Origin of the sequence: uncultured Ruegeria sp. (genome assembly GCF_947489545.1) — a bacterium.
Lineage (GTDB): Bacteria > Pseudomonadota > Alphaproteobacteria > Rhodobacterales > Rhodobacteraceae > Ruegeria.
In genome coordinates this window covers 275,036-289,732 of sequence record NZ_CANLDZ010000003.1, presented here as the reverse complement: position 1 = coordinate 289,732, position 14,697 = coordinate 275,036, and the positions used below count along the sequence as shown (strand labels likewise).

Sequence of the window (14,697 nt, the reverse complement as noted above, 5' to 3'; positions counted from 1 at the left end):
AACTGATGACATCGTCGCAAAGTCGGATCATCCGGTTTCTGAAATCCGTTCACCCCTATGACGCCCTGCCCGACCCTGTGATGAACGATCTCGCACAAAAAATCCAAGTGCATGAGATCGAAGAGAACTCTGCGGTCTACGAACTGGGCCAGGAGTTGCCCGGGGTGTACATCATCTACGAAGGACAGGTCGAAATCACGGATGAGAACGGCGCCGTCGTATCTCATCTGGGATTGCGGAACTCCTTTGGCGAGCGTGGTCTTCTGAAAGACGGGATCGCCCTTACCAACGCCCACGCGCATATACCAACTGTGCTTTTCGTCGTGCCGACCGGGATGTTTCATTCTTTGATCAAAGAATATGACATTGTATCCCGGTTCTTTAACCGAAAACGGGCCAGCCGTACGGGCCCTCAAAGCCTTGCCACCACGGCAATCGACGTGCTGATGGCGCCTGCCCCAGAAACATGTGACGCATCCATCCCTGTGCAGAAGGCCGCGCAGATCATGCGGGACAAGCGTATATCTTCCCTTTGCGTGACAGAGGGCGACGGCCTGGTGGGCATTGCGACCCTGCGCGATATCTCAAGCAAGTTCGTGGCCAACGCCATGCCCGACACCACCACGATTTCCAAGATTATGACGCCCGATCCCATCACCTTGTCACCCAGCGACATCGGCTCGGATGTTCTCCACGTAATGATGGAACGCGGTATCGGCCATATCCCGATCTGCGAAGGTGGGCATCTGATTGGCATTGTGACGCAAACAGACCTAACCCACTATCAGGCCGTCAATTCCGCTGAGATGGTGCGCCGGATCGCTCGCGCAAAATCGGCCGAAGAGATGACCTTGGTCACCGCAGAGATCCCGCAGCTATTGGTACAGCTCGTGGCCGGCGGAAACCGGCATGAAATCGTAACGCGTCTGATCACTGACATCGCAGACACAGCCACCCGTCGCCTTTTGGCCCTGGCCGAACGGAAACTAGGGTCACCGCCCGCCCCTTATCTGTGGCTGGCCTGTGGCTCTCAAGGTCGGCAGGAACAGACCGGTGTGTCGGATCAAGATAACTGCCTGATGCTGGATAACAGTGTGACGGATGCCGACCTACCTTATTTTCAGGAACTGGCCAGGTTTGTCTCAGACGGGTTGGATACATGCGGATACTTCTATTGCCCCGGTGACATGATGGCGACCAATCCGCGCTGGTGTCAGCCCGTTCGGGTCTGGCGCGATTACTTCCGAGGGTGGATCGCAAAACCAAATCCCGAAGCACAAATGCTGGCCTCAGTCATGTTCGACCTGCGGCCCATCGGTGGCCAGTTCGAGCTCTTCGAGGACCTGCAGGCTGATACGCTGAGTGCCGCCAACGCGAACTCGATCTTTGTGGCCCATATGATTTCCAATTCTTTGAAACACACGCCGCCGCTGGGGCTGCTGAGAGGATTTGCGACGATCCGATCCGGTGAACATCGCAACACGTTGGATCTAAAGCACAATGGTGTTGTACCGGTCGTCGATCTGGCGCGGATCTACAGCCTTCAGGCACAATTGACCGAAACGAACACCCGCGCCCGTTTGAAAGCTGCAGAATCCACGGGCCTCCTCAGCCCATCTGGTGCCCGGGACTTGCTGGATGCCTATGATCTGATCGCAGAAACGCGGCTGGAACATCAGGTCAGGCTGGTCAAATCCGGCGAAAAGCCAAACAACTACCTACCGCCGTCGGATTTGTCCGACTTTGAGCGAAGTCATCTTCGGGATGCGTTTGTTGTCGTAAAAACGATGCAATCGGCGGTTGGTCATGGCAAGGGAATGCTGAGCTGATCGCAGTGTGATCGGCTGAGGTTCAGAACACTGCGGGCGGCATAGTCCGAAGAACGGAGAGACGAGATGTTTCTGGAATTGATCGGCACAGTCTTTGCAGGCATTGCGTTTGCGGGCGTTGTGATGGCGCTGAACAAACTCAGCGGCGGCCGTCTGCCCCGCTGGGCGGCACCGGTCGCTGCGGGTGTGGGCATGATCGGAGTAACCGTCGCCAGCGAGTACTCGTGGTACAACCGACAGCTCGAAAACCTGCCCGAGGAATTGGCGATCATTCAGGAAGTGGAAAGCCGCGCCTTCTATCGTCCGTGGACCTATGCGGTGCCCTTCGTAGATCGATTTGCCGCCATCGACACAGTGTCCGTGCGCACCAACGATCAAGTGCCGGACCAACGTCTGGTCGATCTGTATTTCTTTGGCCGCTGGGCTCCGGTCTCGAAAATGCCCGTGGCTGTAAACTGCGCCGAAAACCGCCGCGCCAATCTGGCGGATGGTGCCGAATTCGCCGATGATGGGCGCCTGTTGAACGCAGATTGGTTCACCGCCGGATCAAGCGACCCCATCATCGAGGCCACTTGCGGAGTGTAGTTATGCTGACCCGTCTGAGCCTACGGATCAGAATTTTCTTGTTCTTCTGCTTGCTTGCCTTGGGCGGGTTGGTTGTCAGTTCCGTCGCGCTTTGGGTCAGTTATGTCCGGTTGGACAATCCTGAACTGCTGACCGCCTTTGTGTTTGCTGAAATTCTGATCGGATTCGGAATGCTGGCAATGGTTGCCGGGGTTTGGCTTTTGTTTGACGACAACATAGCCAAGCCTATTGAACGGCTTTCCGCCGAACTGCGTGCCCGGGCGCATGCCGGGGTTAGTACAGATATGGACCTGCAAGCCGCCAGGTATCTGGGCGATCTGGCCCCCGCTGCGGCAGGTCTGGCCGATCAGCTTTCTGACAAGACCCTCAACATCGCCGAGGCGGTCGCCGTTGAAACCGCACATTTAGCAGCAGAAAAGCAGCGATTGACCGCCCTTTTGACCGAGATCCCGGTGGCCATGTTGCTGGCCAGCCCGACCCATAAGATCGTCCTGTATGATGCGCAGGCTGCCGAAGTCCTGGCTCAGATCTGCCACCCCCGCCTGAACGCTTCGCTGTTTGAGTACCTGAAACCGGGGCCGTTAGAGGACGCCTATTCCAAACTGGTGAAAACCGGGATGGACGTGGAATGCAAGCTTATCAGCATTGACGAAAACCAGAGCTATTCGGCACGCATGAAACCGCTGGGTGATGCTCCAGGATACATGTTGATTTTCGAAGACAGCACCGCGCGCATCTCGCCTGATGCCGCGCGCCCACTGGTTTATGATTTTGAGCTTCTGCACACTGCAGCAGAGGACGCGTTAGAAAACCGCGCCTTGCCCGATTTGTGTTTTGTTGTCTTCGACACCGAAACCACCGGCTTGCTACCGCATAAAGACGAAATTGTCCAAATCGGCGCGGTGCGGGTCATCAAGGGTCGGATCGTTGACTCGGAACAGCTGAATATGCTGGTGAACCCGGGCATTCCGATCCCGGCCGCCTCGACCAAAGTACATAAAATCAATGATCGGATGGTACAGGGCGCACCAGATATTGCCAAAGCCGGAAAGGTGTTTCATCAGTTTGCACGCGACGCGGTGATCGTCGCGCATAATGCACCTTTTGATATGGCTTTTCTGCGGCGGCACGCCGATGACATGGGCGTCGAATGGACCCATCCCATTCTGGATACGGTCTTGCTATCGGCGGTTTTGTTTGGCGCCAGCGACACGCATACGCTGGATGCGCTATGCGAACGGCTGGACATCACCATTCCTAACGCGTTGCGCCACACAGCGCTGGGGGATGCCCTTGCGACGGCCGAAGCTTTGGTCAAGATGCTGCCCATGCTGCAAGCCCGAGGCGTGACCACATTTGGCGCGGTCTTAGTTGAAACGCGCAAGCATGGACGGTTGCTGGAAGACCTGAACTGATCCAGACAACCTTGCGGGCGCTGTCAGCTTTCCATGGACAATCTCTTCGGGTCATGGCACCTGATGCGCGAGCACAGAACGAGCGCGTCATGACCGAAAGAACCTTCTCACCCGGCCCGGATCAAAGCGGCGCGTTCCGCGAGGCATTGGGATGTTTCGGCACCGGCGTAACCGTTATCACGACAGATACCGGAAACGGCCCGCGCGCGATTACCGCAAACTCGTTTTCGTCGGTGTCGCTTGATCCGCCTTTGGTCTTGTGGTGTCTCGCCAAAGACTCCAACCGCTTTAATGCGTTCAGTAAGTGCCAACACTATTCCATCCATGTCATGGCACAGGATCAACAGGATCGCGCCTTGAAATTCGCCCGCGACGGAACAGATTTCTCGCACGCTGAATGGCGAACGGATGACGCCGGACGTCCGCAATTGACCAATTGCCTGGCGCGGTTTGATTGCCACCTGCACGCCCGACACGAGGCAGGTGACCACCTGATTGTGGTCGGCCATGTGGACCAGGTGATGTATCGCACCGGCAAAGGTCTGATCTTCAAGCGCGGCCAGTTCGGTGGCTTTGTCGACTTGATCTAATCGTCCAGCGAGCCGTGAACGGCCAACGCCTCCAATTCGGCCTCTTGCGGGGTGATCACCCGAAACGCTTCGCGTACACCTGTGTCCGTCAACTCACGTGCAACTGTCAGCAATGTATTTGGATCGTGGTCATCGCAAAGCTCTGACATATGGTCAATTTCAGCTTGCGCGACGCCCATTGCGGCCTCGGCTGACGGTGCGCCATAGAATTGCACAAAATGCTCGGCCAGGTTCTGTTTTGCCCGTTCGATTTCCGCTGGTTCAATCTGTGTCACGGCCACGAAGGTGACGCGCCCGAAAGTGTCCAGACCCAGCCATCCGTTGGCGAAAGCCTGACGTGGCTTTCCTTCCAGATCCCCCGGGCCCCAGTTGGAAAACTCGAACCCGCCCGAGATGCACCATTCACCCGTGCGTGCAGGAGAGTGAAAGACGTTCATATCACTTTCATCAAAGTGAATAGCACGGGCCAATTTCATCGGTCAGTCTCCAGCAATTGTGTGAGAGGGCGCAGATGCGTGTCTGATCCATTCCGGATGAGCATTCCAAACCGCTCATCCGTTCCTAGAAAGACACCCTCTTCTCCCAGCGGTTCTCCGACGCCTTGCAGCAATCCCAGCCATTCGCTGTGCAAAGGTGCATTGCCATCCTGTTGCCAGCGGTTCAGCCAGGTCAGCATGTGGCGTGACCAGCTTTCGACCAGCTGTGAGGCCGACACATTGGCACAGCCCTCGTCATAAAGCGCCGTGACATCCGGTGTGTCTCCGGGGGCATCACTGGTCTGCAACAAAGACAGTTCCCACCCCACGACAAGCCAATCGGGAAAATCTGTCGGCTCAGTCGTGGACGCTGCAACATAGAACTGCCCACATTTGGCACCGTTCACGCAGATCAACCCGTCCCACCCAAGATGCACTGCAACTTCGGGTGGGGCCAAAGCGCCCAGCGCGTTCTGAAACCCTACTGCGCATAAGGGCAACATTGCCATCGCATCCTGCAAGGAAACCTCGGGGGCAAACACGATGGCTACACGCAGCCTGTCAGCCTGGATGTTATAAACAACGGCCCCTGCATCGCACCCGAGTGCGGCCATTGACTGCGCGCGCTCAAAGGGGTCTTCCCCTCCCTGCACAGGGTGGCCTGATAGCAGTGGTGGGAAGACGAGCTCGCTCATGCAACGCCTTTTGTGATCAGATCGCGCGCAATTTTTCGGAACGCTTCGGCCTGTTGGCTGTCAGGCTTGCTGACCACGATTGGTGCGCCACCGTCCGCGGCAACGCGGATATCCAGATGCAGTGGGATCTCTCCCAATAACGGAACGCCCAGCGTTTCGGCCTCTGATGCAACGCCGCCATGGCCGAACACATGCTCTTCGTGCCCACAGTTCGAGCATATGTGCGTGGACATGTTCTCGATCATTCCGACGATTGGTGTCTTGAGCTGGTTGAACATGTCGATCCCCTTACGAGCGTCGATCAACGCTACATCCTGCGGGGTTGAAACCACAATGGCACCATCCACTTTGAACTTTTGGCTCAGCGTCAGTTGCACGTCGCCGGTCCCGGGCGGCAGGTCCACGATCAGAACGTCCAACGCGCCCCACTGGACCTGGCTCATCATTTGTTGCAAAGCGCCCATCAACATAGGTCCCCGCCAGACAACGGCCTGCCCTTCGTTGGTCATCAGCCCCATCGACATCATTGTGACGCCATGATTGCGCAGCGGCAGGATAGTCTTGCCATCCGGGCTGGCCGGACGACCAGAAACCCCCAACATCCGGGGTTGCGACGGGCCATACACGTCAGCATCCAACAGACCGACACGACGTCCTTCTGCGGCCAGTGCACAGGCGAGGTTGGCTGAGACAGTAGACTTGCCCACACCACCCTTGCCAGAAGCTACGGCAATGATCCGATCTACGCCGGGCACGGCTTGCGGACCAGTTTCCGACGGCCGAGGCTTGGGCTTCAATTCAGGCGGCGCCTTGTCCGAATGCGCCGTCATCATCGCCGACACGTTACCAACACCCTCAACCATCTGTGCGGCCTGTTCGGCGGCAGCACGCACTGGCTCCATCCGTTCGGCCTGCTTGGGATCGACCTCAAGCACAAAGCGGACGGTATCGCCTTCAACATTCAGCGCGCGCACCACGCCAGCGCTGACAATATCCTGCCCTGATACGGGGTCGGTGATCTTTTTCAGGTTCGCAAGAACCGCATCGCGGACACTCATGCCTCAATCCCTTTGAACTGCGCCACCGTGTGGTTGCTTTTCATTGCATGTGTCTCCGTCTTTAACCGTTCATTTGACGCATTTGCCCCTTGCCCGTTAGGCTTGGTCATGCGCTTTGTCCTTTTGTGCCTGAGCCTGACGCTCACCGCCAGCCCCTCTTGGTCGCAAGAGGCAATTGGCCTCGCCGCCCCGGCCGAGGTTTCGAGCTCTGGCCTGTTGCAACATATTCTGCCCCGCTTCTCTCTCAAGACCGGCATACGCGTGATCGCAGATGAATCCGGTACAATGTCCATTACGGCTACCCCATCCGGGGACCCTGTCTTTGCCCGTGACGGGATCATCTATCACCTGAACATCGACGACGATCCCCGTCAGGATCGGTTTCGCGACTGGATGCTGTCCGATATCGGCAAGCGTACGATTGAAAGCTATGCGCCCCTTCAGGGCTCGGGGTTCAGCGCAAGTTTTGAAATCACTGCAACAGAAGAAACCACGACGTTGGATGGTGACGCTGTACTGGGCGAGAAGCTGTCGATGACCCATTGTGGGCGGTGCCATGTGATCGGACCCAAAAACCGAATGAACGGTTTGGGCTCGACCCCGTCTTTTGCCGTGTTGCGCGCCATGCCGGATTGGTCGGATCGATTTGAAGCGTTCTTTGCATTGAACCCCCACCCGGCGTTTACGCAAATCGACGGGATCACGCCTCCATTTGACCCGGAACGTCCCTCGCCCATTTATCCTGTTGAAATGTCGGTGGACGATCTTGAGGCGATCCTTGCCTTTGTCTCGGTCATCAGCGCAGCCGATCTGGGCGCGCCTCTGCAACATCAGTGATCTTTCCGTTTTGAAAGATAATCGTCTGTCGTAACGACACGTGGCTTTGGTTTGGATTGAAACGGATTATCCTTAAGCTGAAACTGCGCATTCACCCTGCAATCATCGCACATCTGGATCATGCGCGCCTGCTCGGACGTGGCAAACATCGGATGTGTTCCTGACAGCTTGTCCATAATGCGCTCGACCGTCGACTTGACCCCAAACAAAGCGCCGCATTCGACACAGGCAAATGGTTCCTCTTCATTCAGCACTTGCTGGGACAAGGCCGCATCACTCAGATCAAATTGGGGAACCAGGGTTATGGCAGTCTCGGGGCAAATCGTCCGGCACAGCCCACATTGCAGGCACGCGTCTTGCTGAAAGTTCAGCTGCGGCATGTCCGGGTTATCGATCAGCGCGCCCGAAGGGCACAGCGATACACAGCTGAGGCACAATGTGCAGGCGTCAGTATCTACCGCAATGGCCCCATAGGGCGCATCTTTCGGCAGTGGCAGCGGGGCCTCGGCCTGTGGGTTCAACGCTTGTGCAGCAAGCCGTGCGATCTGTCTGCGATTGCCCAGCGGTAACACCGGATCGGCCAACGGGGCCGGAACCGTTTCGTCATAAAGACGGTCAGACATTGCATCGGGATCGGCGTCATCAATCAGGCCCAATCCAGCGTCTCCGGCGATGGCCTGCGCCAGCTCAAGCTCACGATCCAACGCATCCCGTTCGCTTGTTGGCGACAACAGGACATCGACCCGCGCAAACCCATGCGCTAAAGCGGCGAGCATCTCGGCATGGCCAAATCCTGAAATCACGCCAAGCTCCAAGGGGATGACATCCGCTGGCAAGCCCCGTCCAAAGCGGGCGGCCAGGCGGATCTTCTCGGCCCCATGTGCATCATGCACCAACAAACGCGGTGCGACACCGCCCGCGCGGCGGTAACTGCGGGCCAGAATGTGCATCCGTGACAGCAGCGCCGATACCGGCGGATCTTCGTATGTGATTGCGGTTGAAGGGCAAACCGCAGCGCACGCTCCGCACCCGGCGCAAACCATTGGATCGATTGAGACATGTTCACCCGCGGGTGTGATCGCCCCAGTTGGACAGATATCCAGACAGTTCGTGCAAGCAACCTGTTCGGCCCGGGAATGAGCGCACAAGGTTTCTTCCATGCGGACGTATAAGGGTTTCTCAAAAGTTCCGACCAGTTGCGCCGCTTCAAACGCCAAACGTTCAACTGCAATTGTATCTCGGGGGTCGGCGCGCAAATAGCCTTCGCGTTTGGCCGGGGCCGACACAAAAGCCTTTCCCCCGGTCAGGTCTATCAGGATGTCACAAGACGACCGTGCACCGTCCCGAGGGTCGGTCCAGCCAAACGGGCCACGCCCACCAGGTTCTAGTTGTTGCAACGCATCCAGGTTGATCAAAAAACCACCCAATGCGCCTTGGACCGCCCGAACCTGGCCGCGGACCACGTCATAAGCGCGCGAAACAGGCTGAGAGTCATCTGAAACCACGACCGTGACAGCCAGCGTTGCAGACAGCCGCTCTGCAAGGTCAAACGCCACATCTCCAGGACCGATAATGCAACAAGTGCCTTCGCTCATCACATCTACGCTTTGTGTGACCGGCAGCGGTAAAAGGGCCTCGGCAGCCAGGGCGGCCATCTTCGCGGACGCATCCTGCCCTTGTTCCGACCATCCCGCGCGGTCGCGCAGATCGACGAAAGCTGGGGTTTCCATGTCCAGATCTGCAGCGAGATCGCGAAACACATCCTGTTCCTGCCCACAGGCGATCAGAACAGCTTCGCCATCTTTCATAAGCTCAGCAGCGGCGCTCATTTCGCGAGTACACAAAGCAGTATGGACCTTCGAGCAAGCGACATCACAGGCTAAAGCGATCTGGTCCGTATCCAGTGATTGCGTCCCCTCGCAATCACAGAGCAATAGTTTGGTCACCATATCCCTCCCCCGGACAGCTTCCATTCTAACAGGACACTAGGCTGTACCCCCCCAGACGCAATGTAAACCCTGCGGGCCACGTCGTTTTCAACAACCCGACACATCGCTAACACCTAAAAACAGGGGCGTCCGACAACAAGATCACGAATACGTAACCACTTCTAAGACTAAGGTCGTACACTGCGGGCTTGGCACGAGGCCATTTTGTGTACCATAGTGGACGCAGGGGAAGGCTGGGGAGAGCCTTCCGGGGAGGACGCGTGGCAAAAGCCGCAAGCCAAATCGAAATGCCTGTTGGCGTCATCGTGCGCAAGACACCTGGCGTGACTCGCTGGGCAAAATGGTGTTGGCGCGCGGTTGCCGCCTTGCCCGGTGCCGGACCTGCCGATTGGCAGGAGTTGCGGCGCGAAGGCGACGCCATCGAATACCATGCCGCCACACTGCCCCTGGTGCTTTGGGCTGACGAGGCTGAGGCCTATATGGTCAACCTTTCTGACGGGCAGCCTTCGATCTATCTGGTCCTGCGGGATGAGATAAATGGTGAGCGACCGATGGACACTGTTTTGATCACAGCCTCTCCGTTCGAAGGTCAGGATTATGCTGATACCGGCGAAGAGATTGTAGAGAAGATCCCGATGTCCGAAGGCCTGATCGCCTGGGTTCGGGATTTCGCCTTGGAACATCATCGTGATGAGGTTTTTGTTAAACGCCGTCGCGACAAGAAACGGACGGACCTTGTTGAAGACGGCAAAGGCGACGCACGCATCCGGCAAGACTCGGACGTGTACCGCGCCCCGCGGAGGGTCGTGCAATGAGCGAAGCCCGCGATTTCTGGTCCCGCCGCAAAGCCGCCGTTCAGGCCGAGGTTGACGCCGAGCACGCAGCTGTCGAGGCACAGGTTGTCGCCGCGCAGCAGGTTGAGCTTGAAGAAAAGACCGATGCCGAGATACTGGCAGAGCTCGACCTGCCGGATCCGGACGAGTTGCAAGCAGGTGACGATGTCTCAGGCTTTATGGCCAAAGCAGTGCCTGACCGCCTGCGTCGCCGCGCATTACGCCGGTTGTGGCGGCTAAACCCTGTTCTGGCCAATGTGGACGGGCTGGTGGATTACGGTGAAGATTACACTGACGCCGCCTGCGTAGTCGAAAACCTGCAGACCGCCTACCAGGTTGGCAAGGGAATGCTGGCTCATATCGAAGCTTTGGCTGCCGCCGAAGACAAAAGCGAACCCGAGGTGGAAGCTGAACCCGAGCCGCTGGAGCCAGAAGAAGAGACGGCCCCAGGCCCTGCGCCACCTGCGCAGACCGTCGAATTGGCGCACGCGGACGAGGTTGAAGAAGCCGAAGTTGCCCCTGCTCCGCGTCGTATGACATTTGAATTTGAAGGATAGCGAAATGGCCGCAAACAACGCACAAAATCTGGAGGTTTCGGCCGAGGATCGCCTGCGCGCGGATTTCTACAATTTTCTCGGATTGCTGCTCTCAGGTCCGCCCGATCAGATATTGCTAGATCAGATGCGTGGGCTGTCTGGGGATGAAACAGATTTGGGACAGGCCATCCAGGCGATGGCCCGTGTTGCCAAGGTGACCAAACCGCCCGCAGCTGAACGCGAGTTCAACGCCCTTTTCATCGGCCTTGGACGCGGAGAGCTTCTGCCTTACGCAAGCTTCTACCTGACAGGGTTCCTGAACGAAAAGCCATTGGCGCAGTTGCGCAACGATATGGCCGCGCGCGGTGTGACGCGCGCCCAGAATGTGTTCGAACCCGAGGATAACATCGCCTCGCTGATGGAGATGATGGCCGGAATGATCGTGGGCCGCTTTGGCGCTCCCGCTTCGCTGGATGAGCAAAAAGAGTTTTGGAACAAGCACATCGGCCCGTGGGCCGCGCATTTCTATTCGGATTTGGAAGCCGCTGAAAACTCGGTTCTCTATGCCTCGGTCGGTACGGCCGGTCGGGTCTTTATGGAGATCGAACGTGAAGCGTTTCGAATGACGGCGGCATAGCCCGCCATTCACCGGTACCCGACGGGTGCCACACCGCAAATGGGAAAGGAGACCCCCATGAGCAAGACCAAGGAAGAAGGTGCCACGCGCCGCGACTTCCTCAAACTGGCCGGAACCGCAGCGCCCGCTGCCGTTGCCGCAGTCAGCCTGAGCGGAGAGGCCGAAGCAGCCGAGCTGCCGACGGATGATACCCGCATGCAGGACACCGCGCACACGCGCGCATACCTGGACAGCGCCCGGTTCTAAACCGGACGGCGTCATACCCGACAGACGGTTGCGATTGGCCCTGACGTCGGTTTCGAGAAGTACCAAGCCAGCCATGGCTTACATGGCCAGCAAGGGAGGAAAGAAATGCTTAGGAAAAAGACCACCGGGGTTGCGAGACGCCCCCAGCGGACAAGTATCCTGTCCCAGGTCGGCGAGAAAACCGTCGATCGCCGCGCGTTCCTGCGTGGCTCGGGCCTGACGATCGGCGGCCTTGCCGCGATCAGCGCTACGGGTGGAACCGTGACGCCAGCCAGCGCCCAGACAGCGGCCAATCAGGCCGTCGAAAACATCAAATCAGTCTGCACCCACTGCTCAGTGGGCTGTACCGTCGTTGCCGAAGTGCAGAACGGCGTCTGGATCGGGCAGGAACCCGGCTGGGACAGCCCCTTCAACCTGGGTGCGCACTGCGCCAAGGGGGCCTCGGTCCGCGAGCACGCCCATGGCGAACGCCGTCTGAAGTATCCGATGAAAAAGGAAGGCGGCGAGTGGAAGCGCATCAGCTGGGAAGAGGCGATCAACGAGATCGGCGACGGCATGATGTCTATTCGTGAAGAATCCGGCCCTGACAGTGTCTATTGGCTAGGATCCGCGAAGCATAACAACGAACAGGCTTATCTGTTCCGCAAATTCGCCGCCTATTGGGGCACGAACAACGTGGATCATCAGGCCCGTATCTGCCACTCGACCACCGTTGCGGGTGTCGCGAACACATGGGGCTACGGCGCCATGACCAATTCGTACAACGATATCCATAACTCCAAGGCCATCTTCATCATCGGCGGCAACCCGGCCGAGGCGCATCCGGTCTCACTGCTGCACGTTCTGCGCGCGAAAGAGCAGAACAATGCACCGCTGATCGTCTGCGACCCGCGCTTTACCCGCACCGCAGCGCATGCCGATGAATATGTTCGCTTCCGCCCCGGCACCGATGTGGCGCTGATTTGGGGGATGCTGTGGCATATCTTCGACAACGGCTGGGAGGACAAAGAGTTCATCCGCACCCGTGTCTGGGGCATGGATCAGATCCGTGAAGAGGTCGCCAACTGGACGCCGGAAGAGACCGAGCGCGTCACCGGCGTACCGGGTTCACAGCTGAAACGCGTGGCGCGGACTATGGTCAACAACCGCCCCGGCACCGTGATCTGGTGTATGGGTGGCACCCAGCATACCAATGGCAATAACAACACCCGCGCCTATTGCGTGCTGCAGCTTGCGCTTGGCAACATGGGCACCTCGGGTGGTGGCACCAACATCTTCCGCGGCCATGACAACGTGCAGGGCGCGACAGATCTTGGTGTTCTGTCCCATACCCTGCCCGGCTATTACGGCCTGTCGAAAGGCGCATGGGGCCATTGGGCACGCGTTTGGGGCGAAGAACCCGAGTGGCTGGCTGGTCAGTTCGCCACGATCAAGGACAAGGAAGGCAAGGACAAACCGCTGCAGAACGAGCGCGGCATCCCAGTCTCTCGCTGGATCGATGGTGTTCTGGAAGACCCCGGAAATATGGATCAGGACAACAATGTCCGCGCCATGGTTCTTTGGGGCCACGCACCGAACTCGCAAACGCGCGGGACGGAAATGAAGACGGCGATGGAAAAGCTGGACATGCTGGTCGTCATCGACCCGTACCCAACTGTTTCCGCTGTTATGCATGACCGCACCGATGGCGTTTACCTGCTGCCGGCCTGTACGCAGTTCGAAACCCGTGGCTCGGTCACGGCCTCGAACCGCTCGCTGCAGTGGCGCGATAAGGTGGTCGATCCGCTGTTCGAAAGCCTGCCGGACGAGGTCATCATGGCCAAGTTCGCCAACAAGTTTGGCTGGGCTGACCGCTTCTTCCGCAATATCGAAATGGAAGACGCCGAGACCCCGAATGTCGAGAGCATCACGCGCGAGTTCAACTCGGGCCTCTGGACCATCGGTTATACAGGTCAGTCGCCGGAGCGTTTGAAAAGCCATATGGCCAATCAGCACACGTTCGACAGAACCACGCTGCAGGCGATTGGCGGCCCGAACGACGGCGAATACTACGGCCTCCCCTGGCCTTGCTGGGGTACGGCAGAGATGGGTCATACAGGGACACCAAACCTCTATGACATGTCGAAACCGGTGGCCGAAGGTGGTCTGACCTTCCGCGCCCGTTTTGGCGTGGAACGGGACGGTAACAACCTGCTGGCTGAAGGGGTCTATAGCGTCGGCTCGGAAATTCAGGATGGCTATCCCGAATTCACGATGCAGATGCTAATGGACCTTGGCTGGGACGGAGATCTAACGTCCGAGGAACGCGCGGCAATCGACGCCGTTGCGGGGCCGGAAACCAACTGGAAAACCGACCTGTCCGGCGGCATCCAGCGGGTTGCAATCGAGCATGGCTGTGCGCCCTTCGGGAACGCCAAGGCCCGCGCGGTTGTCTGGACCTTCCCGGATCCGATCCCACTGCATCGCGAACCGCTCTACACGAACCGGCGCGATCTGGTTGAGGACTATCCGACCTACGAGGACCGTCAGGCCTATCGCCTACCCACGCTTTACGCATCGATCCAAAAGAACGACTTTTCAAAGGATTATCCAATAATCCTCACGTCTGGTCGTCTGGTTGAGTATGAGGGCGGCGGTGATGAGACACGGTCAAATCCGTGGCTGGCCGAGCTTCAGCAGGACATGTTCGTCGAGATCAACCCCCGTGATGCCAACAACCTTGGTATTCGCGACGGGGCTCAGGTCTGGGTCGAAGGTCCCGAGGGTGGCAAGGTCAAGGTGATGGCAATGCTGACCAACAGGGTCGGTGCCGGTGTTGCCTTCATGCCGTTCCACTTTGGCGGCCATTTCCAGGGCGAAGACCTGCGGGACAAGTACCCCAAAGGCGCTGACCCCTATGTACTGGGTGAAGCTAGCAACACCGCCCAGACCTATGGCTATGATTCAGTGACCCAGATGCAGGAGACCAAAGCCACTCTCTGCAAGATCTGGTCAGCGTAAGGAGGAATAGA

At 58.1% G+C, this 14,697-nt stretch carries 14 protein-coding genes; 10 read left to right on the top strand and 4 right to left on the bottom strand.

The window, feature by feature from the left end; genetic code table 11:
• Positions 1-5: 5 nt before the first annotated feature.
• The 4 genes from Q1B13_RS06360 (at position 6) to Q1B13_RS06345 (ending at position 4,419) form a co-directional block, all read left to right on the top strand.
• Entirely contained in the window at positions 6-1,829 is a 1,824-nt protein-coding gene (locus Q1B13_RS06360) for a putative nucleotidyltransferase substrate binding domain-containing protein (protein ID WP_299078514.1), read from the top strand.
• A gap of 66 nt (positions 1,830-1,895) precedes the next feature.
• Entirely contained in the window at positions 1,896-2,414 is a 519-nt protein-coding gene (locus tag Q1B13_RS06355) for a hypothetical protein (protein WP_298932405.1), read from the top strand.
• Positions 2,415-2,416: 2 nt separating this feature from the next.
• On the top strand, positions 2,417-3,829 hold the full coding sequence (locus tag Q1B13_RS06350) for a 3'-5' exonuclease (protein WP_299078512.1): 1,413 nt from the start codon (positions 2,417-2,419) through the stop codon (positions 3,827-3,829).
• 89 nt (positions 3,830-3,918) lie between these two features.
• On the top strand, positions 3,919-4,419 hold the full coding sequence (locus tag Q1B13_RS06345) for a flavin reductase family protein (protein WP_298932409.1): 501 nt from the start codon (positions 3,919-3,921) through the stop codon (positions 4,417-4,419).
• On the opposite strand, the gene Q1B13_RS06340 is transcribed toward Q1B13_RS06345, so the two are convergent.
• Genes Q1B13_RS06340 through Q1B13_RS06330 form a run of 3 tightly spaced genes read right to left on the bottom strand, consistent with a single transcriptional unit; the run spans position 4,416 to position 6,648 of the window.
• Positions 4,416-4,895 (bottom strand): DUF6505 family protein, encoded by a 480-nt coding sequence (locus Q1B13_RS06340; RefSeq protein ID WP_299078509.1) that lies wholly within the window; start codon positions 4,893-4,895, stop codon positions 4,416-4,418. The two genes, Q1B13_RS06345 and Q1B13_RS06340, sit on opposite strands and share 4 nt — an antisense overlap.
• Positions 4,892-5,590, bottom strand: a complete 699-nt coding sequence (locus tag Q1B13_RS06335) for a biotin/lipoate--protein ligase family protein (RefSeq protein ID WP_299078506.1) — start codon at positions 5,588-5,590, stop codon at positions 4,892-4,894. Before Q1B13_RS06335 ends, Q1B13_RS06340 begins: the two co-directional genes overlap by 4 nt.
• On the bottom strand, positions 5,587-6,648 hold the full coding sequence (locus Q1B13_RS06330; RefSeq protein ID WP_298932414.1) for an Mrp/NBP35 family ATP-binding protein: 1,062 nt from the start codon (positions 6,646-6,648) through the stop codon (positions 5,587-5,589). The genes Q1B13_RS06335 and Q1B13_RS06330 overlap by 4 nt, the downstream gene beginning before the upstream one ends.
• Positions 6,649-6,756: 108 nt before the next feature.
• On the opposite strand from Q1B13_RS06330, the gene Q1B13_RS06325 reads away from it, so the two are divergent.
• A complete protein-coding gene (locus tag Q1B13_RS06325) occupies positions 6,757-7,485 on the top strand; it encodes a cytochrome c (RefSeq protein ID WP_299078503.1) in 729 nt (242 codons plus the stop codon).
• Here Q1B13_RS06325 and Q1B13_RS06320 read toward each other — a convergent pair.
• Positions 7,479-9,434 (bottom strand): 4Fe-4S binding protein, encoded by a 1,956-nt coding sequence (locus Q1B13_RS06320; RefSeq protein ID WP_299078500.1) that lies wholly within the window; start codon positions 9,432-9,434, stop codon positions 7,479-7,481. The two genes, Q1B13_RS06325 and Q1B13_RS06320, sit on opposite strands and share 7 nt — an antisense overlap.
• A gap of 260 nt (positions 9,435-9,694) precedes the next feature.
• Between Q1B13_RS06320 and Q1B13_RS06315 the strand changes: the two genes are divergently transcribed.
• From Q1B13_RS06315 to Q1B13_RS06295, 5 genes are all read left to right on the top strand, one after another.
• On the top strand, positions 9,695-10,249 hold the full coding sequence (locus Q1B13_RS06315; protein WP_299078497.1) for a DUF3305 domain-containing protein: 555 nt from the start codon (positions 9,695-9,697) through the stop codon (positions 10,247-10,249).
• Positions 10,246-10,824, top strand: coding sequence for a DUF3306 domain-containing protein (locus tag Q1B13_RS06310; protein WP_299078493.1), 579 nt, complete (start codon positions 10,246-10,248; stop codon positions 10,822-10,824). Before Q1B13_RS06315 ends, Q1B13_RS06310 begins: the two co-directional genes overlap by 4 nt.
• 4 nt (positions 10,825-10,828) lie before the next feature.
• Positions 10,829-11,440, top strand: coding sequence for a molecular chaperone (locus tag Q1B13_RS06305; protein ID WP_299078490.1), 612 nt, complete (start codon positions 10,829-10,831; stop codon positions 11,438-11,440).
• A gap of 57 nt (positions 11,441-11,497) precedes the next feature.
• Positions 11,498-11,686 (top strand): ubiquinol-cytochrome c reductase iron-sulfur subunit N-terminal domain-containing protein, encoded by a 189-nt coding sequence (locus Q1B13_RS06300; RefSeq protein ID WP_298932424.1) that lies wholly within the window; start codon positions 11,498-11,500, stop codon positions 11,684-11,686.
• A gap of 105 nt (positions 11,687-11,791) precedes the next feature.
• Entirely contained in the window at positions 11,792-14,686 is a 2,895-nt protein-coding gene (locus Q1B13_RS06295; protein ID WP_299078487.1) for a formate dehydrogenase subunit alpha, read from the top strand.
• Positions 14,687-14,697 lie beyond the last annotated feature (11 nt).